Origin of the sequence: Sphaerospermopsis torques-reginae ITEP-024, assembly GCF_019598945.1 — a bacterium.
In the GTDB taxonomy this organism is placed as follows: domain Bacteria; phylum Cyanobacteriota; class Cyanobacteriia; order Cyanobacteriales; family Nostocaceae; genus Sphaerospermopsis.
Genome location: NZ_CP080598.1, coordinates 3054856 through 3075929, shown reverse-complemented (window position 1 = coordinate 3075929; position 21074 = coordinate 3054856). Strand labels below are relative to the sequence as shown.

Annotated in this window: 21 protein-coding genes and 1 pseudogene; 6 read left to right on the top strand and 16 right to left on the bottom strand. The window is 35.5% G+C overall.

Annotated elements, in window-relative coordinates; translation table 11 throughout:
* The first annotated feature begins 145 nt into the window (after window positions 1-145).
* The 5 genes from K2F26_RS14330 (at window position 146) to K2F26_RS14310 (ending at window position 4397) form a co-directional block, all read left to right on the top strand.
* Complete coding sequence (locus tag K2F26_RS14330; protein WP_194054039.1) at window positions 146-1066, top strand: undecaprenyl-diphosphate phosphatase; 921 nt, start codon at window positions 146-148, stop codon at window positions 1064-1066.
* Window positions 1067-1183: 117 nt separating this feature from the next.
* Entirely contained in the window at window positions 1184-2509 is a 1326-nt protein-coding gene (locus K2F26_RS14325; protein ID WP_220608365.1) for a TIGR03279 family radical SAM protein, read from the top strand.
* Between the two features lie 76 nt (window positions 2510-2585).
* Window positions 2586-3044 (top strand): hypothetical protein, encoded by a 459-nt coding sequence (locus K2F26_RS14320; protein ID WP_220608364.1) that lies wholly within the window; start codon window positions 2586-2588, stop codon window positions 3042-3044.
* 213 nt (window positions 3045-3257) lie between these two features.
* Window positions 3258-3632, top strand: a complete 375-nt coding sequence (locus K2F26_RS14315; protein WP_220608363.1) for a phosphomannose isomerase type II C-terminal cupin domain — start codon at window positions 3258-3260, stop codon at window positions 3630-3632.
* Window positions 3633-3713: 81 nt separating this feature from the next.
* Window positions 3714-4397 (top strand): uracil-DNA glycosylase, encoded by a 684-nt coding sequence (locus K2F26_RS14310; RefSeq protein ID WP_246605365.1) that lies wholly within the window; start codon window positions 3714-3716, stop codon window positions 4395-4397.
* Between the two features lie 80 nt (window positions 4398-4477).
* On the opposite strand, the gene K2F26_RS14305 is transcribed toward K2F26_RS14310, so the two are convergent.
* From K2F26_RS14305 to dndC, 11 genes and pseudogenes are all read right to left on the bottom strand, one after another.
* A complete protein-coding gene (locus tag K2F26_RS14305; protein WP_220608361.1) occupies window positions 4478-5236 on the bottom strand; it encodes a HEAT repeat domain-containing protein in 759 nt (252 codons plus the stop codon).
* Window positions 5237-5326: 90 nt separating this feature from the next.
* Window positions 5327-5869, bottom strand: a complete 543-nt coding sequence (locus K2F26_RS14300; protein WP_220608360.1) for a GNAT family N-acetyltransferase — start codon at window positions 5867-5869, stop codon at window positions 5327-5329.
* A gap of 134 nt (window positions 5870-6003) precedes the next feature.
* The gene (locus K2F26_RS14295; RefSeq protein WP_187041732.1) at window positions 6004-6147 is read right to left on the bottom strand and encodes a DUF8624 family small hydrophobic protein; all 144 of its coding nucleotides are present in this window, start codon (window positions 6145-6147) and stop codon (window positions 6004-6006) included.
* 100 nt (window positions 6148-6247) lie between these two features.
* Complete coding sequence (locus K2F26_RS14290; RefSeq protein ID WP_194054049.1) at window positions 6248-6649, bottom strand: ABC transporter permease; 402 nt, start codon at window positions 6647-6649, stop codon at window positions 6248-6250.
* On the bottom strand, window positions 6634-8148 hold the full coding sequence (locus K2F26_RS14285) for an AmpG family muropeptide MFS transporter (protein ID WP_220608359.1): 1515 nt from the start codon (window positions 8146-8148) through the stop codon (window positions 6634-6636). The genes K2F26_RS14290 and K2F26_RS14285 overlap by 16 nt, the downstream gene beginning before the upstream one ends.
* Before the next feature lie 92 nt (window positions 8149-8240).
* Window positions 8241-8639 carry a DNA sulfur modification protein DndE gene (gene dndE / locus K2F26_RS14280; protein ID WP_194054053.1) on the bottom strand — a complete coding sequence of 133 codons (399 nt, stop codon included), beginning with the start codon at window positions 8637-8639 and terminating at the stop codon, window positions 8241-8243.
* Window positions 8640-8725: 86 nt separating this feature from the next.
* A pseudogene (locus K2F26_RS14275) lies at window positions 8726-9173 on the bottom strand (HNH endonuclease).
* Between the two features lie 13 nt (window positions 9174-9186).
* On the bottom strand, window positions 9187-9459 hold the full coding sequence (locus K2F26_RS14270) for a hypothetical protein (protein ID WP_220608358.1): 273 nt from the start codon (window positions 9457-9459) through the stop codon (window positions 9187-9189).
* A 42-nt stretch (window positions 9460-9501) separates the two neighbouring features.
* Window positions 9502-11487, bottom strand: coding sequence for a DNA sulfur modification protein DndD (gene dndD, locus K2F26_RS14265; RefSeq protein WP_220608357.1), 1986 nt, complete (start codon window positions 11485-11487; stop codon window positions 9502-9504).
* Between the two features lie 226 nt (window positions 11488-11713).
* Window positions 11714-12787: a hypothetical protein gene (locus K2F26_RS14260; protein ID WP_220608356.1), complete on the bottom strand. Its 1074-nt coding sequence runs from the start codon at window positions 12785-12787 to the stop codon at window positions 11714-11716.
* Window positions 12788-12847: 60 nt separating this feature from the next.
* Complete coding sequence (dndC, locus tag K2F26_RS14255) at window positions 12848-14467, bottom strand: DNA phosphorothioation system sulfurtransferase DndC (protein WP_220608355.1); 1620 nt, start codon at window positions 14465-14467, stop codon at window positions 12848-12850.
* 192 nt (window positions 14468-14659) lie between these two features.
* Between dndC and K2F26_RS14250 the strand changes: the two genes are divergently transcribed.
* Window positions 14660-16255 (top strand): DGQHR domain-containing protein, encoded by a 1596-nt coding sequence (locus tag K2F26_RS14250; RefSeq protein WP_220608354.1) that lies wholly within the window; start codon window positions 14660-14662, stop codon window positions 16253-16255.
* Window positions 16256-16486: 231 nt separating this feature from the next.
* Here K2F26_RS14250 and K2F26_RS14245 read toward each other — a convergent pair whose 3' ends face one another.
* The 5 genes from K2F26_RS14245 to K2F26_RS14225 all read right to left on the bottom strand — a co-directional run bounded on the left by K2F26_RS14245 (window position 16487) and on the right by K2F26_RS14225 (window position 21065).
* Entirely contained in the window at window positions 16487-17410 is a 924-nt protein-coding gene (locus K2F26_RS14245; RefSeq protein ID WP_220608353.1) for an HNH endonuclease, read from the bottom strand.
* A 40-nt stretch (window positions 17411-17450) separates the two neighbouring features.
* Window positions 17451-17924 carry a DNA phosphorothioation-associated protein 4 gene (locus K2F26_RS14240; RefSeq protein ID WP_220608352.1) on the bottom strand — a complete coding sequence of 158 codons (474 nt, stop codon included), beginning with the start codon at window positions 17922-17924 and terminating at the stop codon, window positions 17451-17453.
* A 156-nt stretch (window positions 17925-18080) separates the two neighbouring features.
* On the bottom strand, window positions 18081-18680 hold the full coding sequence (locus K2F26_RS14235) for a Uma2 family endonuclease (RefSeq protein WP_220608351.1): 600 nt from the start codon (window positions 18678-18680) through the stop codon (window positions 18081-18083).
* A gap of 130 nt (window positions 18681-18810) precedes the next feature.
* Window positions 18811-20880 carry an AAA family ATPase gene (locus K2F26_RS14230; protein ID WP_220608350.1) on the bottom strand — a complete coding sequence of 690 codons (2070 nt, stop codon included), beginning with the start codon at window positions 20878-20880 and terminating at the stop codon, window positions 18811-18813.
* On the bottom strand, window positions 20877-21065 hold the full coding sequence (locus K2F26_RS14225) for a hypothetical protein (RefSeq protein WP_220608349.1): 189 nt from the start codon (window positions 21063-21065) through the stop codon (window positions 20877-20879). The genes K2F26_RS14230 and K2F26_RS14225 overlap by 4 nt, the downstream gene beginning before the upstream one ends.
* Window positions 21066-21074 lie beyond the last annotated feature (9 nt).

The following is a 21074-nucleotide window of genomic DNA, read 5'->3' as shown; positions in this document are numbered from 1 at the left end:
AAAATTTTCTTCCCAGTCACCAGTCACCAGTCACCAGTCACTAGTCACCAGTCACCAAAAAATCTTGCCCGGAAAAACTGATGACAATAGCGGATCAGGTTGGATAATTTGTTAAAATTACGCATCCATTTTGGGAGTCTGGTTAATGACAACAATTTTAGAAGCAAGTAGTATATATTTACTATCATCCCAACTATCATCCCATTTGCTGGCCGTAGCAGAAAATACAAAACAAGTTACCCCGGAATGGTTGCAAGCTTTTATTTTAGGTATTGTGCAAGGTATTACAGAGTTTTTACCGATTAGTAGTACAGCACATTTGTTAATAGTCACCAAAGTATTTGCTTGGAAAGAACTAGGTGCTAAAGATTTTGTGGATGCGATTCAATTTGGTAGTGTGATAGCGATATTATTATATTTTTGGTCACAAATTTCTAGTATTGTTACAGGTGCAATTGCCGCATTTCAAGATCAAGATTGGCAACGAGAAGAATGGAAAATATTGGTGGGTATTGCTGTAGGAACAATGCCGGCATTAATTTTTGGTTTTCTGTTAAAAGATATTTTACCTGAAAGTGCATTAATCATTGCTATAATGTCAGTCATCATGGCGATTTTATTGGGGTTAGCAGAAAAAATTGGCACTCGCAAGCGTGGTTTTGATTCCTTACAAATTCGGGATGGTATTTTGGTAGGATTAGGACAAACTCTAGCTTTAATCCCTGGGGTTTCTCGTTCTGGTTCAACCTTAACTACATCCTTATTTTTAGGATTAGAACGTGATACAGCAGCGAAGTTTTCATTTTTGTTAGGGTTTCCTACTTTGACGATAGCTACCTTATATAAAAGTTTGAAAATTTTTAAGTTGTTTCAGGAAGGGCAATTACCAGATAATATAGTTTTATTATTAGTTATAGGAATTGTTTCCACCTTTATTTTTTCTTATTTATCAATTGCATTTTTGATTAGGTACTTACAGACAAAAAATACATTTGTGTTTGTTTGGTATAGATTAGCCTTTGGTTGTGCTATTTTATTAGCGATCGCCAACGGTTGGCAAGGATAATTTTTAAGAAGTCAGGAGTCAGGAGTCAGGGAGAGAATATTAACTTTTGCCTTTTGCCTTTTGCCTTTTGCCTTTTGCCTTTTGCCTTCTATTCACTATTCCCTATTCCCTAATATTATGTCTACCATTCAACCTGCAAAAATTACCAAGGTGCTACCCGAATCCATCGCTGCTGAAATTGGCTTTGAAGCTGGTGATGCGATTGTGGCTATTAATGGGATAAAACCCCGTGATTTAATTGATTATCAATTTTTGTGTGCAGATGAATTTTTAGAACTAGAAGTATTAGATGCTCGCGGTAAAACTCATCAAATTGAAATTGAAAAAGATTATGATGATGATTTAGGATTAGAATTTGCAACGGCATTATTTGATAATTTAATTCAATGTAATAACCGTTGTCCATTTTGCTTTATTGATCAACAACCACCTGGTAAACGTTCCAGTTTGTATTTAAAAGATGATGATTATCGGTTGAGTTTCTTGTATGGTTCTTATTTAACCTTAACGAATTTACCAGAAAAAGAATGGCAACGAATTGAACAAATGCGATTATCTCCCTTATATGTTTCTGTTCATGCGACAGAACCAGAAGTGAGAACTAGACTATTAAAAAATCCCCGTGCAGGACAGATTTTACAACAACTCAAATGGTTTCAAGAAAGACGTTTACAAATTCATGCTCAAGTAGTAGTTTGTCCAGGAATCAATGATGGTGAACATCTAGAAAAAACATTAAGAGATTTGACATCATTTCATACAGGAGAAATACCAGCAGTAGCATCAGTAGCAGTTGTTCCCGTTGGTTTAACCCGATTTCGTCCTCAAGAAGATGAACTAGTACCTGTAACAAGAGAAAAAGCCAAAGAAGTGATATCTCAAGTGAAATTACTGTGCCAAGAATTTAAACAAAAATATGGTTCTAATGTAGCTTGGTTAGCGGATGAATGGTTTTTAATTGCTGGTGAAGAATTACCAAGTGAAGCGGAATATGAAGAATATCCACAACTAGATAATGGTGTGGGTTCTATTCGCTTATTTATTAAACAATTTACCCATGCAGCTAACGAATTATTACCAGCAAAAATCTTTCCTGAAAAAAAATTAACTTGGGTGGTAGGTAACGCAGTAGAAACGGCATTTAAACCACTGGTTAAACAGTTAAATAATGTAGAAGGTTTGGATGTAAAAATGCGTGCTTTATATAGTGATTATTGGGGGCAAAATATCAGTGTTACCGGATTATTAACCGGACATGATTTACTGTACCACTTAAAAGGACAAGATTTAGGAGATGGTATTTTATTACCCAGTGTCATGCTCAAACATGGTGAGTTAATATTTTTAGATGATATGACAGTAGAAGAAGTATCGCATCAGTTGAATATCAGCATATTCCCAGTTGCGGGAGTTGAGGATTTAATTAATACTTGTTGTCAGTAGACAGTTATCAGTTATCAGTTATCAGTTATCAGTTATTAGTGGTTAGTTGTCAGTATTACATCACCAATTATTAGCAATGAATAAAAGCCATAAAAATCTTAAATTTCCATTTCCCATCAGGGGATTATTTTGTTTAAAGTTGAATTTTTTAATGTTTAGCATTGGGGGTATTTTACCTGTAAATGCTTCCACACAAACAGGGGTATTCAACATAATTCAAAGCGAGGAAAATGTCGAAGAATGGACAGGGATTAATAAACGCTTACAGGCTGTAGGTGTAAAATATTGTGTAATTCCTCTAGCTAATATTAACAATCTAGAAGATGTAGGTAAACAACAGGTTTTGTTTTTGCCAAATGTAGAGAAATTAACGCCAGTACAAGCGATGGTTTTAAAGAAATGGATAGATCCTGCTTGGTTAAAAACTTTAGTCAATAGTTATTTAAAATTATCAACTACACAAGGGGTAAATCCTGCTGCAAATTGTGCGATCGCCATTATAAATCCATTACTTGTCTACTTGTCATCACTATAATTTTAACAATTTGTGTTCTATAATAAAACTTTATCTATCTAGAAAATATCGATATGTAATATAAATTTAATGGTGATTTTTAGGTAAATGAACTACATTCCCATATCTCACATAAAGGCGCAGATAAAGAAACAAAGCGATCAATCAGAATGTGGTACAAAAAGATAACAACTTTTGTCAGATATAACAATTAAACCAGGTGGTAAATCAGTTATGAGTCAGCATGAGAATGAGATAAAGTCCAATATTGAAAAATGTTCTTCTCATTCAGGGGAACGTTACTGGGGTCATGTGGAAGTCATAGAAGAGGGGGAAAATTATCGAATTAGTCGGGTGGAAATTAAACCTAGACACGGTATTAAACCACAAATCCATTATCATCGTCATGAACATTGGGTTGTAGTTTCTGGTGTGGCCAAGGTAACTTGTGGTGATAAGGAAATATTGTTAAATAGTAACCAGTCAACTTATGTACCTGCTGCAACTTTGCATAAGGTAGAAAATCCTGGTTCTATTCCTTTAGTAATTCTAGAAATTCAAAATGGTGAATATTTAGGGGAAGATGATATAGAACGTCCTGAAGAATAGGTGATTGGTGATTGGTGACTGGGAAGAGTTGTTCTAATTACGAATTATGAGGTGAGGTGAAGATAATTGATAGAGAAAAATGTGAAATTGCCTAATTCTTGGAAATCAATTTTAGCGGAAGAATTAGAGAAACCTTATTTTAATAAACTGCAAGAGTTTTTAATTGAAGAAAGACAATCTTATAATATTTATCCCAGGGAAGAAGATGTTTTTTCAGCTTTTGAATTAACGTCTTATGAAGAGGTAAATGTTTTGTTATTGGGACAAGATCCTTACCATGATGAAACCCAAGCTCATGGTTTATGTTTTTCTGTGAAACCGGGGATTAAACCACCACCATCACTGGTAAATATTTTCAAAGAATTAAAAGCAGATGTGGGTTGTGATATTCCCAATCATGGTTATTTGGTGAATTGGGCTAAACAAGGTATTTTGATGTTAAATGCAGTGTTAACAGTGAGGGCGCACACACCAAATTCCCATAAAAATCAAGGGTGGGAAATTTTCACTGATGCGGTGATTGAAAAGGTTAATGAAAAATCCGATCCAGTGGTTTTTGTGTTGTGGGGTGGCTATGCACAAAAGAAGCTGAAATTAATTGATACCAGCCGACATTTAGTCATTAAATCTGCCCATCCTTCACCCCTTTCCGCACGTAATGGCTTTTTTGGTAGTAAACCTTTTTCAGCTATTAATTCAGCTTTAAGGGGTTGGGGTAAACCTGAGATTGATTGGGAGTTGCCGATTTTGGATTTTGGATTTTAGATTTTGGATTGTTTTTCTGAACTCCAATCTAAAATTGTCAATTGTCAATTATCAATTATCAATTATCAATTATCAATTACCTAGAACCATCCTTCTTGTTCTAGGGTTTCGATTAATTGCAAACCACGGGGATCACCGACTCCTAGAAGTGAGGCTTTAGCATCTTCTCTGACACCCAGATCCTTGTCTTCAGCAAAGGCTTGAATTAATGCGTCTATAGCTGTGGCGTAGACCACATTAGAAGGTAATTCTTTACACAGTTGACCGATTGCCCAAGCGGAATTACTACGGACTGCGGGTATGGGGTCTTGAACAAGGGCTTCAATTAAGGGAGGTATTGCGCCAATAACTACTTCATAACCAAGGGTTGCCATTTGAGCGAGGGCGCTGGCAGACCAGAGACGGACTGCGGAAATGTCGGTTCTGAGGGCATCTATGAGGGGGTTTAAGGAACGGCGATCGCGGCAGTTGCCTAAAGCCCAAACTACACCTTTTCTGACATAGCCATTAAAATCGCGGTTAAGTTGATTAATTAAGGGTTCAACGGCTTCAGGACTGGGATTGCGCCCCAAAGCATAAGCGGAACTAACTCTGACTAAAGGACAAGAATCAGTTAACAAGCGGATCAGATGGGGTATGGCTCGTTCATCCTGAATATCACAAAATGCACGGGCGGCTAACATTCGTTGCTGGGATTGAGGATCTTCCAGGAGTGCCAGCATTGCCTCTGGATCAGGTTTGACTATTTCTGATTCAGGGGTAATGGGTTCTATTTTGTCGAGGGGGCTTTCTAAATCAGCTTCGTTATCAAGTAGGTTTATATCGTCTTCGTCGTACATAATATTTTTTTTAAAAAGTAATTATATAGGAGGCAGGAGGCAGGGGGCAGGAGGCAGGAGGAAACATTTTTACCAATTACCAATTACCCATTACCTAATGAATTTTATCATCCAGAGGGATTGGGTTTGATAACCAAGATTTTGATAAAGGTTGAGGGCGGGGGTGTTGGAGGTAAATACTTGGAGTCCGATTTGGCGATCGCCCCTTTGTTTTGCCCAGTTTTCTATATGCTGCATTAATGCCTTAGCTATCCCCCGACGACGATGGGAAGGGACAACATAAAGTAAGAATATGTGAGCATGGCGATCGCCTGTAACTTGATCTATGGCGTTACCAGCCCAAAGACAGGCTGTGGGGATTGGTGACTGGGGACTGGGGACTGGTGACTGGGTAATTTCTTCACTATTCCCTGTTCCCTGTTCCCTGTTACCTGTTCCCTGAGTTTCATATACCCACCATAAAGGTGTATCAGTAGAGAAATATTGTTCCACTGTACGGGCGAGATGAGAAAAATCTTGATTAGAAAAGAGTTCTTGGTAAGTGCGCTGGATAAACTTAACCAAGAGTGCTTTATCTACGGTAGAACCTCGGCGAATAGAATAGCCGTCCACGGGAAAGTCAAAATTGGGCATGGGGCGATTCAATTTTGGATTTTGGATTTTGGATTTTGGATTGTTTTGAGCATCTCCAATCTAATCTAAAATCTAAAATCTCAAGTTTTCTTCACTGTCACCTGTCACCTGTCACCTGTCACCTGTTCCCTTCTTTACAAATTACTAACTATCACTCCAATGGGTGCGGGTGCGGCCATGTCGGAGGGTAGAAAAATCCGGGCGCTGACTGCGACTAGGGCAATCAAAAATACTAGAACTACGAGTAGGGGGGCGATGTATTGACGAAAAAAAGCCATATTCGGGATTGTAAATAATGGGGTAACTGGTGGCAAAACCAGTTAATGTAAATTTTTCTTAATTTATTTTAGCGAGTTTAGAGGCAGGAAAAACTAAAGGTTAACGTTCATCCCGATCCAAATCATCCAGAACTCGTTCACAATACCAATTTTCTGGCATTCCGGGATAATTTTGTTTGGCTTGCTCAATTAATCTTTCGGCTGCGGCTACGTCACCGGATAATCTGGCAATGAGTCGGTTTTTGAGGTAGTTACCTGTGATTTCTTCGTCTACTTGATTAGGTAGGCTGGGAGTGGAGGGTTGTAACTGTTCTCTTTTTAGTTGCCAGAATAAAACGTAGTACAGTGTACCAAAAATTAAGACTAGGCTGATTGTTCCCAGGAGGGTGAGGAGGCTAAAGGCCAGATATCCTAAAACTAATTGTGAGAGTACGTAGCCCAGTAATAAACCTGTAATAACGAGGACAAATGTACCGACAAGAATTACTACTTGGTTTCCCATAAATCCTCTTCTTCTTCAAGTCCTGGTCTGCTTAATGGTACTGCTTGTGAGTTCCAGGGGGCAACTAGGGGGAGTAGTAGCAATCCAGGGAGGGCAGCTACCATTGATAGGAGGAAGAATGAAGGCCAGCCGGTGGCTTTTGCCCAATCTCCTGCGGGTGCTGAAAGTACGTCTCGACTTAGTGCCATGAGGCTAGAAAAGAGAGCAAATTGTGTGGTGGTGAAGTTGTGGCTACATAGACTCATTAAATAGGCTACGGTGGCCACTGTAACTAATCCGGCGGTGGTGTTTTCTATCATGATGGCGATCGCTAACATAGAATAGTCTTTGCCGGTGATAGCTAGTGCATAATAACCTAAGTTGCTGAGTAATTGCAGTACACCGAATATCCAAAGGGCGCGATTGATGCCGATTCTGGACATTATTATCCCGCCTAAGATGACTCCTACGGTAGTGGCAACTAAACCAATAATATAAACTGTTGCCAGTTCTTGGTTATCAAATTTAATCTCTTTAGCGAATAAGTTAGCTGTAATTCCCACTAAGGAGTCACCAAGTTTATAGAGAATGATAAATATCAGAATTATCAGTGCTTTGGTGATGCCGAATTTTTCTAAGAAGATTTGTAATGGTAAAATTACTGCTTCTTGTAATGTGTGGGGTGTGATATTTTCTTGTTGTTCATTTAGTGGAGGTTTAGGCAATATAATTGATGCACTAATCCAAGTTATGAGTAGTCCGCCTAATATCCAATAGAAGACTTTTAATGGGATAGTTTCTGATATTACACCACCGACCAAGCTCGTAATAATAGTAATAATTACTAAGAGAAATATAATATCTTTGATTTTTAAAGAGGTGTTATTTCTAGATAGTTCACTATTTTCTATTTGCGGTTCTGATGCTACAAAAAATGTGGTAATTAAACCTATGCCCATAAATCCTGCCATGAGTAAATAAACTATGTTCCATGACAGAAATCCGGCTAACCATGCGGCTAGGGAAAAGGCTATAAATAGGGCTATACGATAACCTAAAACCCACAATGATGCGCCGGTTTCAAATTCTAAGGGGTTTAAAATTTCTGTGCGATAAGCGTCACCAGCAATATCTTGAGTGGCACTTAAAAAAGCAATTATAAATGATGTAATTGCTAATGTCATTAATATTTGGGTATTCTGGGTTGGTTGTTGTAATGCCATTGCTAAGATAGCTATGACTAACCCAATTTGCGTTAAAAATAACCAACCTCTTCTTCCTCCTAAAAATGGGGGAGAAAATCTATCAATTAGAGGCGACCAGATAAATTTTAAGGAGTATGGTAAACTAACTAATCCAAATAATGTGATCTTAGCAACGTCAACTTCGGCATCTTTCATCCATAGTTGCAAGGTGCGAGTTGTTAGGAATAATGGTAAACCAGAAGCAAAGCCTAATAATAGCAAACCTGACATTTTTCGGCTTTGAATTGCCTGTTTTAGTGCTTGAATTTCTTTCATTATTTTTTAGGTGACAGGTGACAGGTGACAGAATAAAGGGAAAAGATAATACTTTAGAAGTTAAAATTAATTAACTTCTGTCTTGGGGTAACTCAGGAGGATTTTACTTTCTTTGTTGCCATTTCTATTAAATCTTCAATTCTCTTAATATTTGGATCTCCTGCTAAGTATCCTATACCCCGATGTAAGTGTAAACGAAATTGGGTGATGAGGGTTTCTTTGTCGGTGTCTAAACCGTCGTTGTGACAACGTTGTTTTAATGCTAATAGCAATATATCGGCCATTTCTCCCCCAAATACTTTCCAGGTTAGTTCTACGTTGCTATCTTGGGGTATGGGTACGGGTGATGGGGTGGCGGTTTCTGCTAGGGAACGACAAAACGCCCATCTACATAGGATGTTCCATTGTTCTATTTTTGTGTTACGTTTGAGTTTTAGTAGTTGATCTTTGGCTGTTTGGGATAGTCTAATACGTTCTATTGGTGATTCCATATTTTTTTTATTAATAAACCACGAAGGGCGCAAAGGACACGAAGGTAAGAAGGAAGAAAGAGGGTAAAATTTGGCTGGCTAAATTTTTATGAAGAAATGGGATCTTCTGGGGGTGGATGGCGGTTAATTGTTTTATCGGCAGCACGAATATTGATGATTCTGTCTCTGTTTAGGTCTAGTTTTGCTATTGTTGCTTTTCCTGTGGGTGTTATCCCTATTAATTATTTTTAGTCCATCTTTCGACCAAATAAAATGTTCACTCCATTTGTTTTTTCTAGGATTGAATAATTCAACTTCGTTACCAGTTTCTGGGTCTATTGCTGTTGTATTATTGGATTTTTTGCGGTTACAATGAAAACAGGCTAAGGCTAAGTTATCTATTGTATCTTGACCATTTTTACTCAAGGGAATTACATGATCTACTGTGAATAATACATACTGCCATTTTTCTGATGCGTGGCAATATTCACATAGTTCTAATGCTCTTTGACGTACTTTTTGCTGAATTGCATCACTAATTTTTTTATTCACTATTTTTAGATATTTGTTACATATTTATAGTATTTTTGTTTTGAGCAATGTTACGCACTAAACGATTTAAAAGACTTAAATAATCATCTATTTCTTCGTAACTATCTAGTTCTTGTTCTTCTTCTGGTGTGAGTTCTGTATTTTGTTGCTTTGTTAGTAAGTTTTCAATATGATTTTGTACGCTGATGGAGGCACGAAATATTGGTGTTCCTTCTTGTATTTCTATGGTGATAGCACCTTCTATGGGTAAGTTTTTAGGTATTTTCTCTAAGGCTGGTAGTGAGATCATGATGATTTTTCGAGGATGATATTGATGATTTTACCAAACTATTTACCAAAAATAACCGTCTTTTATTGTGGTTTCTCTTTTGCCGGAGTTATATTGTAAGAGGTATTCACGGGCGATCGCTTCGTTTTCTCTTAGTAGTTCGACTTCTTTTTTGGCTATTTCGGTGTCGGTGGAAAGTAAGATTACTTGATGACTTGCTGCGGGAAAGTATCTTTCTACTAGGTTGTTTCTGTGGGATGAGTCGAGTCTTCCTAATGGTGTGTCTATAGCAACGGGTAAACGTTTTCCTGATACTTTTGCTAAACCCCAAAGGAAGGCGATCGCTAATAGTTGTTTTTCTCCTGCTGAGAGGCGATTTTTCGGTACTGGTTTTCCTTTTAAATCATATAATGCTATGCTAAATGTTTGGGCATCAATGGCGATTCTATGAACTAAGTCTGATTTATGTAATAAATACAAAAAACAGTTTTTTACTTCTTCTTCTAATTTATTCAATTTCCTTAATGTTAATTTTTCTCTAAATATCTTTAAGGTAGCTTGTACTTTAGTTGCTGCATTAATTAAATGTTCTGTACTTTGATATTTCAAGCTATCGCTAGTATAATTATTCAGTTCTTTCCTGGTTTGCTCAATTGTTGCTTGTAATTCTAACAAATGACGTTTTAAAAACTCTACATTAGTATTAGCTTTATTCCATTCTGTTTCTGCTTTTTCTCTAGCTTGTTGTAATTCTGTATACGCTTCCGGTGCTGCTGCTGTTTGAATTTGTCTGTCTATAGTTAATATTTGTTCTTCGTAATTTTGCAATTCTAATAATTTAGTATTAGCTGTCTTTTCAGCAATTTGTAAACGATAAACCACATTATCTAACAAAGTTAAACTTTCTTCATCCGCATTTAACCAAGTCGTTTTTGTAGATGAATTAACAGCATATAATTTATCAATATCTTCAACTAAGAAATTTTGAATACTATTAATTTTCTCTAATTCTAGATTTAACTGATTTAGCAAGTTTAACAAACGTTGATCTCTAGCAATTAAAACATCTTTAGCTAATTGCATTTGTTGAAATTTTAATTCCTTTTCCCCTTGGGTTTGAATTTGGGATAATAAATTAGGAATTAACGCTAATGGTAGCACATCTGCCGCTAATTCACATAACTCTTGACGGACATTTTCGGTATTTTTAATTTGCGTTTCTTTTTGGGTGTCTAGTTGACTCCGTTCAGCAGCGAGTTTTCCACCTTCAACGATATATTTATTTAATGCTTCATCATATTGAATTTTTAAATCTTTTAATTCAGTTTCTAATTTTTTTAATTCTTTGTCTTTATTTTGTTGCTCTTGTAATTGTTCTGCTAAACGATTTTCTAATTCTTCTAATTTAGCTAAATCTTGTTTATCAGCAGTTTCCTTTTTCTTACGATTGACTAATATTTCTAAATCTACTGCTAATTTATCAGCTAATTCTAACCCTAAAAGTCCATTAATAGCATCTACAACTACAGCAGGTGGTGTTTCTTGTTCTGCAAGTTCTTTAACTTGTTCACCATCAAATAAAAATAAATTAGAAATACCTAAAGGTAAAATATTTTCTATATATTCATCCCAAATATTAGCTAATGATTGCGGCCAGGTTTCATCATCACCTAAAATTCCTAATGAGTCTTTACCATCTTTGGGATTTTTTTCCCAAGTTCTGACTATCCGATATTTAACAGGTTTATCGTCTTCAATGTGTTCAAAAACTAATTCAATTCGGGTTTTATTAATGGGGTCAGCTTGACTATTAACACATTGAGTTAAAAAATCATTATAACTCAAATTTCCTCTGGTGGAACATTGAGCGCGTGATCCATATAATGCGAGGCGAATAGCATCCATTAACGTGGTTTTTCCCCCTCCATTCATACCACCTAATAGGATGATGGGGCGAATATTTTCTTGATCAATTCTGGGGTCAAGGTTGATGACTTGTCTACCAGCATAGGGACCGAAATTTTGCAGGACGAGTTCTAGGAAGATCATTTTTATGTTTACTTTTTTTGATTAAAGGTAAATGAGGCACATCTTGATTTAGGTTTCGCGCAATCTCCGTCAGGAGATCCCGCAGGGTAGGCGCGAAGGAGCAAAGGCGCAAAGGAAGAAAGATAAATTTACAGGTATTTTTAGTCATCTTTAGATGACTTTTGCTATTAGACTGGGAATTCATTCCCAGTCGGGTTATCGGTTTTACTTTAAGTTGACATGAGTGCTAATTTCTAAACCTAGCTAATAACTCCTCCCGAGACAACTGTAACAGTAAAGGCGTAAACTCTTCTCTGGATATATTAACTACTTGATCCACAATTTTAGCTAATTCAGCATCAACTTCTCCAAAACGTACTTGTAAAATACTTTCTACCATTGCACGTCTTTCTCTTTTTTCACCTTGTTCTCGACCTTGTTCTAAACCTTGTTCTAAACCTTGTTCTAAACCTTGTTCTAAACCCTGTTCTCGACCTTGTTCTCGACCTTGTTCTAAACCCTGTTCTAAACCCTGTTCTAAACCTTCTCGACGACCTTCTTCAATACCTTCTTGACGACCTTCTTGTCGTTTTTGTTCTTTCAGTTCTGCTAATAGTTGTTCATACATTTCTGATAATTTCATAATCAACTCCTGATCATCTTGATCAATATCTTTCTCTTTTTGTTGGCGGGCTGATAAAATAGCAATTAGGTCATTTACTAATTTTATAACATTTTCTAAGAATGGATTGTTATTAGCTAGTGCTTCTAACTCTTCCACTGCTTGTCTTTGGACTTTTCCCCTCCCTAATATCCTTAAAAACAAAGTTTCTGGTGTACTGGGTAATTGATGAATGACAATAATTCCAGTTTTGAATACTTTTCCGGTAAAATAAACCCCTGGTCCCCAGTTTTCTAAATCTTGAGTTGCATTACAACCTGATAAGAGTTCTTCTGATGCAGTGGGTGTTAATATCCATAAAAAAGGTAATTCCTGGTTGTTTGTTTTTGTATTATTCCTTTTTCCTTGTCTTTCTATTTCTGCATGGATATCAAATAATTTACCCATACAACTACGAATTTCACTTTCACTTACCGCATTACGGAATGGTTCAATTACTACTGAGTTTGCATAAGTTCCCATTCTCCCTAATATTCCCAAGGTTTCTATATTTTCTGGGGATGGTGATGATGGTGTAAATAATATATCAATTTGTCTGACTTCTGAGGTAATATCTTTACTTGTCTCTACTTTACCATAAGGTGTAAATAGTTCTGTGAGATATTGTTTAGCAAATTGATCATGGATAAAACGAGTCATTTGATTTTAGATTTTAGATTTTAGATTTTAGATTTTGGATTTAACTTGATTACATTATTTTCATGATTTATCTTTCTTAAATTTCATACTCGCAAAATTTTTGGGTTTATTCGGTTCTTCTTTCTCCTCTATTTCTGCTGTTTCTCCAATATTTAACTGTTTAAATGCTGCGCGAATTGTTGACACATCTCCTTTAAGTGCAGCTTCTCTTAAATCACGCTTTAAATGGGCATAATCAATAGCATCTTGCTGGGAACGGGAACTGGTTTCAAAGCATTTTTCTAAACTATCAAAAATTCCTACTCGGCGCGTTTTTTTCTTAAATTGTCTTTCTGTATCTAATAATTTCGCCATCAATTCTAATTGCATTGCGTCACCTTCACAAATTTCTTCTAATACTTCCCATTCATCGCTACCTAGTAGGCTATAATCAGCACCAGGACGGGGATCTGTAAATTTTTCTCCTGTCACTTCTTGATAGATTCGGGGTAAACTATCATCAAATTCGTGTTTTTCTTCTAACCAGATACGGCGAATTTCGCTGAGTTCTTCCATAGATATTAAGGTGATATCCCGCATATTTTCCGGGGCGTTCTTTCTCATTTCAGTTTGGGCGGTTAATAATTTTCTTAACCAATATTCTCGCCAATATTTTGTATAGGGTCCGGGTATGGGTTCAATTGATGTTTCACCGTTTCTGTTCCGTTCAAATAATTGCACTTCTCCCCATATCCGTCGAAAATCTCTTTTTTCTCTATCGTTTTCAATATCTAATTCTCTACGGAAATCAACTATTGGTTGCATCCATTCTTTTTCTTCATCATTTTGAATCATCGCGTTTAAAGATTTGTCACTGCTAACCAAGGTACAAACCCAGCAACCAAAACGAGAATTTCCACAACTAGGAGTAGATGTATCAATAACTAAAGGACATTCATTATCTGCTGTTGATTCTCTATACATATTAAATAAATCTTTATTGCTATATCCCCAAGGATTTTCCCACTGCATTAAATATAGCCAAACTTCATCATTACGCCAATCTTCTATAGGTGTATATAACAAAGAATTAATGAGACTAGGATGAGGAGAAAGCCTATCTCTGACTCTTCCTTCTTCTCTCTTTGTCATAATTAAAGCACGATTTGTACTTTCAGTTTTGCGAGTTCCTAATACAACAATTGTTTCACCACTACCTCTAACCACATCACGAATAAAACGGTTAGAAGGATCAATTTTTAATCTTCCAGTACACCAGCGAAATGTATGACGAGGTGCGGGATATCCTTTACCAATTAAACCCGCCCAGTAGGTTTGTTTGGTTTCTGGTTGTAATAAATGTGGTGTCATTGGCATTTTTTGTTCTTGGGCAGCAATTTCCATTTGTTTTAATGAATTACGTACCCAAGCAGAAACATAAGGATTTTCTACACCCGTATCTGTGGTAATAACATGAATAGTTTTAGTTCTTTTTTCTGGTGGAAGTCCAGAAATAGCATTCCAAATGAGTTGTAAAGTTGCTGTACTGTCTTTTCCCCCGGAATAACCCACAACCCAAGGTATCGCATCCAAACAATATAATTCCTGAATTTCTGTGGTGAGAACTTGAATATAGTCTACTAATTCCGCTACAGTGCGATTTTGCGGAGTTTTACTGTCTGGTGTTTGTGCGATAGTCATGACTCTTTACCCGTAAATATATAGATGCAGCCTGATTTTGTATGTTTAAGTATATGCAATCAAAGCAATTATTTATACTAAGATTAGTTACATTTGTTTTTTAATTTAGTTTTTAAAAACTACAATTATAGTATCTACTATTTTGACAAAATAAGCTAGTAACCTTAACTTTTGTTTTTAAAAATTGACTTCATGGACAGCATACCAGAAAACAACCGTAATATTTCTCAACAGTATCCAGAAAGCTTAACTGAAAATCATCAGGTGTTATCTGTATTACTAGATCAGTTACTTGGTAAAAAAGACCAAATTCTAGTACAACAAACTAAAATGGGTGATGTTGCAGCCTATGTAGGTTCTGTGACATTAGAATGGTTTGCAAATAGAGTTAAATTTGCTTCTACATTACCAATATTGCAAAATAAGTACAATTCAGAAACAGAGAATATTGAAATTGATGCTGATAGTATTGATGAAGTTCAACAACGACCGTTAGACTGGTCACGTCAAGCACCATTAGTACAATATTTAGCAGCGCGGAAAAATCATAAGTTTCCCCCGGTATTGGTTGTAATTAATCAACCTTGGGTTGATAATGCAAAAGCGGATGAATGGGATAGTGAAGGACGTGCTAAAAAAGCTACCACTAATTTTATTCCTTTAGATAAAAATGGTACTGTTGGTTTGTTAAATGTAGCGGAAGAAGATGTTAGTATTTATGCTTTAGATGGTCAGCATAGATTAATGGGAGTTCAAGGTTTATTAGAATTACTAAAAACCGGAAAATTGAGAAGATTTAAAAAAGATAAAACTCCTAATGATAGTTATATTACTCTTGATGAATTAATAGATAGTTCTCAAATTGATGCTGATTATTTGCAAAATTTACCACAGGAAAAAATCGGCATTGAGTTTATTTGCGCGGTGAATGTTGGAGAAACTTATACAGAAGCAAAACAGCGAGTTAGGTCTATTTTTGTTCATGTAAATTTAATGGCTGCACCTTTAACAAAAGGTCAATTAACCCAGTTAAATGAAGATGATGGTTTTGCTATTGTAGCCCGAAAAATTGCGGTGACACATCCACTTTTAGCAGACAAAGAAAACCGCAAACCGCGTATTAATTGGAATAGTGCTACAGTAGCAAAAAATTCTACTGTATTGACTACGCTGCAAGCTTTACAGGATATGTCTACTAAATATTTAGGGCAAAAATTCCCCCATTGGCAACCTTTAGAAAAAGGGTTAATTTCCATGCGTCCAGATGATGAGGAATTACAGGAAGGAATTGCAGATTTTACAGAATTATTTGATTATTTAGCGAGTCTTCCCAGTTATAAAATTTTAGATCACGAAGATACACCAGTTTTGCGACGGTTTAGTTTTGAAAAAGGTGGTGGTGAGGGTAATATTTTATTTCGTCCTGTTGCTCAAGTTGCTTTAGCGCAAGCTTTGGGAATTTTGGTTTTTAAAAAAGGTTTGTCTTTAGAAACTATTTTTAAGAAGTTAAGAAAGTTTGATCGTCAAGGTGGTTTTAGTGAAATGGAGTTTCCCCATTCTGTATGGTATGGGGTTTTATATGATCCGAATAAAAAGCGGGTTCAGGTTGCAGGAAAGGAGTTAGCGGTGAAGTTGTTAGTTTATATTTTGGGGGGAATGAAAGATCAGATGGAGGTTGCACAACTGCGTAAAGCTTTAGCTGATGCTAGAACAATGGAAGATAATACTATTGGTTTTGATGGTAAGTTGGTTGATCAGCAAGATGTAGGTTTACCAGCAGTTTTATAGTTAAAAATATTTACTTGTTTGGTGACATACCCGCCCGGAAATTAATTTCCGGGCTAATAGCAAAAGTACGTTAAAACGTACTGTATTTTGATATTTAATTAACTCAAAATACAATCAATTTTTATTCATAAAACAGAATATATAAAGATTAAATAGTCGGTTTTAACCGACTTTAGCTTTGAGACAGGGAATTTATTCCCTGGCTTTAATGTAATATTTATAATGTAATATTTATGATTGAAAAATATTGTGACGATGCCATTGTAAAGCTTCAATATCTGGAAAGTATTTCTCTATTTTAGGTAATATGAGTTTTTCCCCATGAAAATCTTTTATTGGTTTAGCATGGGGAGATATTTCTTCTAAGTTTTGACTAACGATAATTTTGTATTGTTCATCAACACCAAACCAACCTCTATCAAATGCCCAATGATGATTTTTACATAGGGCAATACCGTTATGTATTCTACTGTCATAAAATTGGGAAAATGGTTTTATATGTGCGCCATCTACTATATTTTGACTAAAATTTTTATTAACCATTAACCCACAAAAAGCACATTGACAACTATATACAGAAACTACCGCTTTTCTGAAAAAGGCATTTCTAATAATTGTTTTTTGTAATCTATATTTAGGAATGTTTTCAGCAGACTCAGGTATTATAATTTCATCTTCAAAATTTTGATTAATTTGTAAAATGCTATCTATTTGGTTATCTTGATCAGGAAAAAATGCTCCTATTAGTGCATCTAGTAATTCTTTTCTGGTAATGTCATTTTGTAAAAACTCAAATAATTCATTATCTAAATAAGCATATTCTACAGCTTTTTTAAATTTGTTGGTTGTCTTTGGTTGCAGTCCATTAAAATCAGGTTTAAATTCTAAATGCCAAAAACCTTCACTTTGTAAATGAAAGAAAGGATAATGTAAACCTCCTGTGTAAGAATGTGATCCTATTATCTGCCAATATTTGTCAAAGGTTTCAATTAATTCATCTGAAACTGTAATTTCATTTTTTGCAATAATATCTCTGCTAATTAAATCTATAACTGATAAAATTAAGATTGGTTTATGTAAAGCAATACCACGTTTTTTATTGTTGTTTACATTGAGATTAGATAACTTTTGGCAGTATAATGATAAAGTGTTCATGTTTTTAAAAACTGGTTAAGTGTAATTAAAATGCAAATTTCTAACTTAGGAATTTTCTTAAATCAAATTCTCCGTCATCTTCGTTTTTCTTGTCTTTATCAGATATTAAAAATAATAAAATTTGGTCTGTATAATCAATAGCACCTCTGAGGTGTTCTTGTAAAACTTCTAAACCACCATTAGCGTATTCTTCAAAAATTTCATTACGTTGTTTTTCAAATTCCTCATCACTAGGTGATAAAATTTGAATATTTTGAGTTTCTGTTATTCCAAGTAATTTAATAACAACATCATATCCCATTGACATAAATGTTTCTATCCTAATGGGTACAGGTTCACGTTTAGAAACCTCCTCAAAAGGAACACGCTTCTTATACTTAACACCCAAAGCAGCAGCAAAAACAATCACATCAGCAAAAGTTTGAAAAGGACCATTTCCCCCATCAGAAGAAATTAAAGACTTCACCAAATCAGCCTTATCCTTAGCCACCCTAATTCTACCAGATTCCGCCATAATCTTAAAATCTCAACTCCCAATATCCTACAACAAATTGTACTAACTAAAATCAAACCTTTGCGTTCTTCCCTTTGCGTCTTTGCGTCTTTGCGTGAGATAAAAATAAAACGCAGATGAACACAGATAGACGCAGATAATATTTGTCATCAAAAATTAACCTGCTTGATCCTTAAACTCCTCATTTTCTCCCACCAAAACCACATCTTCATAAACCAAAGACAAAGGAAAACGAAAATCAACACTTGTGAAAACTACCTCATCACCTTCAACAAAAGGATGTAATTCCCAAAAACCCCGATCATTTAACCGAAAACATTCTAAACCGATGTTTTGAGAATCAATCAAAACATATTCCTGTAAACTAGAAAAATTGCGATATTTTTCAAATTTTTTACCCCGATCATAAGCTTCCGTACCCGGAGAAAGCACCTCAATAATTAAACAAGGAAATTGCAAAAATTTAATCGCTTGTTTATCTTGAGGATGACAACTCACCACCACATCAGGATAGAAAAAAGGTCCATTTTCAGAAACTCCCACCTTTGCATCTGACATCAAAGCAGTACACTTACTCCCCCGTAAATGACTTTTCAAAGCTGAAGCTAAATTTAAAGTAATACCAGCATGAGGAATAGTACCTCCAGTCATTGCAATAACTTCACCATTCAGATATTCATGTTTAATTTCTTGTGATACTTCCCACTCTAAAAACTCTTGGGGAGTCATATAAAATCTATCAGAAACAGCAACCATTTTTTTCTCCTTTGCGTTCTTCCCTTTGCGTCTTTGCGTGAGATAAAAAATAGAACGCAGATGAACACAGATAAACGCAGATAAATTTTTCGGTTTCTCTCTGCGACTCTGCGACTCTGCGTGAGAAAAATTAACCCCTTTCCACCTCCATAATTTCAGTATACTCAAAACCACTAGGACTTTGACGAATCAGATAATATTTCTCCCCATTCACCTCCATAAAATCCTGTTCACAGTCAGGTTTAGAAGAATAATAAGTTAACACATATTCCTTACCAATTCTATCAATAATTTCCTCCTCAACTTCTACCCTCCATTGCGTTTTCGTCACCAAAACAACTAACTGATTTGCTAATTTAGGAATAGTTTGTGCAATGTGACGACGAGAGTTAGCGTCTAAACTTCCAAAAGGTGAATCCATGACAATAGGAAAAGTGCTACTATCAGGGACCATCATAATTTTTTTCTTCTCACTCCACTCCCGCACTTTATCAATAATACTCGCAATAAAAGACAAACTAAGAATTTGATTTTCTCCTGTGGATGCTGCTACCGGTGCTTCTATTCCTGTGGTATTCTCAACTAAAGTCAGTTCATATTTTTCGGTAATTTTGGGAATATAAGGAGTCACAGAAATTTCTGCAAATATTTCCTGCACTCGCTTTTCTAATTGTAATCTAAATTGTTTTTCTTGTCTACTTTTCACCTCCATTAATCTTTCAATTGCGTCTTGAGTTGCAATAATGCGACGCTGTGCTAAAATCTGTCTTCCTTCATTTTGTTTTTGTTTAGCAATTTGTTTGACTAATACATCAACTTCTGTTTTAATGTGAGAAATTTCTTGTTGGTTTGCACCTTGTTCTCTGTTTAATTCATCAATTTTCGCTTCTATTCCATCTAACCGTTTTTGTAAACCGCTAATATCTTCATTGGGATCTTTCCGCAAAATTTCTTCAATATTATCTAACTCCCCTTCTATTTGGGAAAGTGAGGTTTTGATCTGACTAATTCTTGTTTGTTCTCTGTTAACATTCTCCCAAAAATTATCCGCTTGTTTATCAATATCATCAACTTGCGCTCCCATTCTAATTGCTGTTTCTTCTACAGAGGAAGATCCGGTTTTTTTCAAAAGTGATTTAACGTGAAAGTGTCCATTTCCACCTTCTTTTAATTCTGCTCCACAAATACATCTTCCTGTTTGAATTAGTTCTGCAACAAATTCTTTAGAAATTCCTGATTTTAATTCTCCTTTTTGTTTTAATTCACTGATAATTTCCCGAAAATTGGCGGTTGTTTGTCCTAATAATACTGTATACGCTTGTTTGGAAATAATCTTTTTCAGTGCTTCTTTAGTTTTTTTCAATTCTTCATAACTACTACGTTTTTGAGTTTCTAAACTTTCTCGTCTTTCTTGTAATTCTCGCACTGCACTGAGTTCTATTAACCGACTGCTGACATCTTTTTTAAATGTCTGTTGATTTTCTAATTCTTTTTTTATTTCTGTCTGTCTTTTGTTGATTCTTTCTATTTCCTGTTCTAGCTGATTTTGTTTTTTCAATAATTGTTTGGTTTCTGCATCACCAATAGCAGCAAGTTCATTATCTAGGGTTTTCTTTGCTTCTTTTAAATGTTTAATTGCTAAGTCAATGACTTTGACTCCTAAAAATGTTTCCGTTGCTTCTGCTATTTCTGCTTTTTTGTCAGAACGAACTATTTCTTCTATTCTTTCTCCATCAAAAAAGAAATATTGATGTAAACTTGCTGGTAATATATTATTGATAATTTCCTCTGCTTGTTCAATGGGAAAATACCATTTACCATCATCTCCTACGGTTTGAATTGTTAATTTAGTTTTTGTTGGTTCAATTGTGGTAGGATTTTTATATACTCGACAGGTGCGTTTTGCTCTGTATCGGTTTCCTTCATGTTCCCAACCAACTTCTACCCAACATTCTACAGGTTGTTCATTTTCTGCTTCGGCGATCGCTCTTTTATTTACTAACTGTTCTGTCGCAGCAAAAGCAGCAGTAAATTTTTCATATAACACCCAGGTAAACGCATTTAATAAACTGGTTTTACCTGCTCCATTATTCCCATGAATAATTGTAGTATTTTTCATATCTCCAGTTGCAATGGTAATTTCTGGAGTCTGTCCATAAAAAGAGCGAAAATTACAAAGTTTAATAGATGTTAGTTTCATTCCTGCACCACTTCTTTAACTGCTTCTTTGATTATTCCTAAAATATCATCATTAATTGCACCTTTGCTTTTCCGTGCAAGTCTCGATTTTTCTAACCTACAAACTTTCTCTATTATCTGTTTTACTTCCGGTGGTGCAGTATTAATTGGTGCTTGGACATCTTCAATATTTGATTCTGTGGACATAAGGGTTTG

Excerpts from the sequence above, each read along its gene's own strand:
- K2F26_RS14330 (WP_194054039.1), top strand. The coding sequence starts at position 146 with ATGACAACAATTTTAGAAGCAAGTAGTATATATTTACTATCATCCCAA.
- K2F26_RS14325 (WP_220608365.1), top strand. The coding sequence starts at position 1,184 with ATGTCTACCATTCAACCTGCAAAAATTACCAAGGTGCTACCCGAATCC.
- K2F26_RS14320 (WP_220608364.1), top strand. The coding sequence starts at position 2,586 with ATGAATAAAAGCCATAAAAATCTTAAATTTCCATTTCCCATCAGGGGA.
- K2F26_RS14315 (WP_220608363.1), top strand. The coding sequence starts at position 3,258 with ATGAGTCAGCATGAGAATGAGATAAAGTCCAATATTGAAAAATGTTCT.
- K2F26_RS14305 (WP_220608361.1), bottom strand. The coding sequence starts at position 5,236 with ATGTACGACGAAGACGATATAAACCTACTTGATAACGAAGCTGATTTA.
- K2F26_RS14300 (WP_220608360.1), bottom strand. The coding sequence starts at position 5,869 with ATGCCCAATTTTGACTTTCCCGTGGACGGCTATTCTATTCGCCGAGGT.
- K2F26_RS14295 (WP_187041732.1), bottom strand. The coding sequence starts at position 6,147 with ATGGCTTTTTTTCGTCAATACATCGCCCCCCTACTCGTAGTTCTAGTA.
- K2F26_RS14290 (WP_194054049.1), bottom strand. The coding sequence starts at position 6,649 with ATGGGAAACCAAGTAGTAATTCTTGTCGGTACATTTGTCCTCGTTATT.
- K2F26_RS14285 (WP_220608359.1), bottom strand. The coding sequence starts at position 8,148 with ATGAAAGAAATTCAAGCACTAAAACAGGCAATTCAAAGCCGAAAAATG.
- dndE (WP_194054053.1), bottom strand. The coding sequence starts at position 8,639 with ATGGAATCACCAATAGAACGTATTAGACTATCCCAAACAGCCAAAGAT.
- K2F26_RS14270 (WP_220608358.1), bottom strand. The coding sequence starts at position 9,459 with ATGATCTCACTACCAGCCTTAGAGAAAATACCTAAAAACTTACCCATA.
- dndD (WP_220608357.1), bottom strand. The coding sequence starts at position 11,487 with ATGATCTTCCTAGAACTCGTCCTGCAAAATTTCGGTCCCTATGCTGGT.
- K2F26_RS14260 (WP_220608356.1), bottom strand. The coding sequence starts at position 12,787 with ATGACTCGTTTTATCCATGATCAATTTGCTAAACAATATCTCACAGAA.
- dndC (WP_220608355.1), bottom strand. The coding sequence starts at position 14,467 with ATGACTATCGCACAAACACCAGACAGTAAAACTCCGCAAAATCGCACT.
- K2F26_RS14250 (WP_220608354.1), top strand. The coding sequence starts at position 14,660 with ATGGACAGCATACCAGAAAACAACCGTAATATTTCTCAACAGTATCCA.
- K2F26_RS14245 (WP_220608353.1), bottom strand. The coding sequence starts at position 17,410 with ATGAACACTTTATCATTATACTGCCAAAAGTTATCTAATCTCAATGTA.
- K2F26_RS14240 (WP_220608352.1), bottom strand. The coding sequence starts at position 17,924 with ATGGCGGAATCTGGTAGAATTAGGGTGGCTAAGGATAAGGCTGATTTG.
- K2F26_RS14235 (WP_220608351.1), bottom strand. The coding sequence starts at position 18,680 with ATGGTTGCTGTTTCTGATAGATTTTATATGACTCCCCAAGAGTTTTTA.
- K2F26_RS14230 (WP_220608350.1), bottom strand. The coding sequence starts at position 20,880 with ATGAAACTAACATCTATTAAACTTTGTAATTTTCGCTCTTTTTATGGA.
- K2F26_RS14225 (WP_220608349.1), bottom strand. The coding sequence starts at position 21,065 with ATGTCCACAGAATCAAATATTGAAGATGTCCAAGCACCAATTAATACT.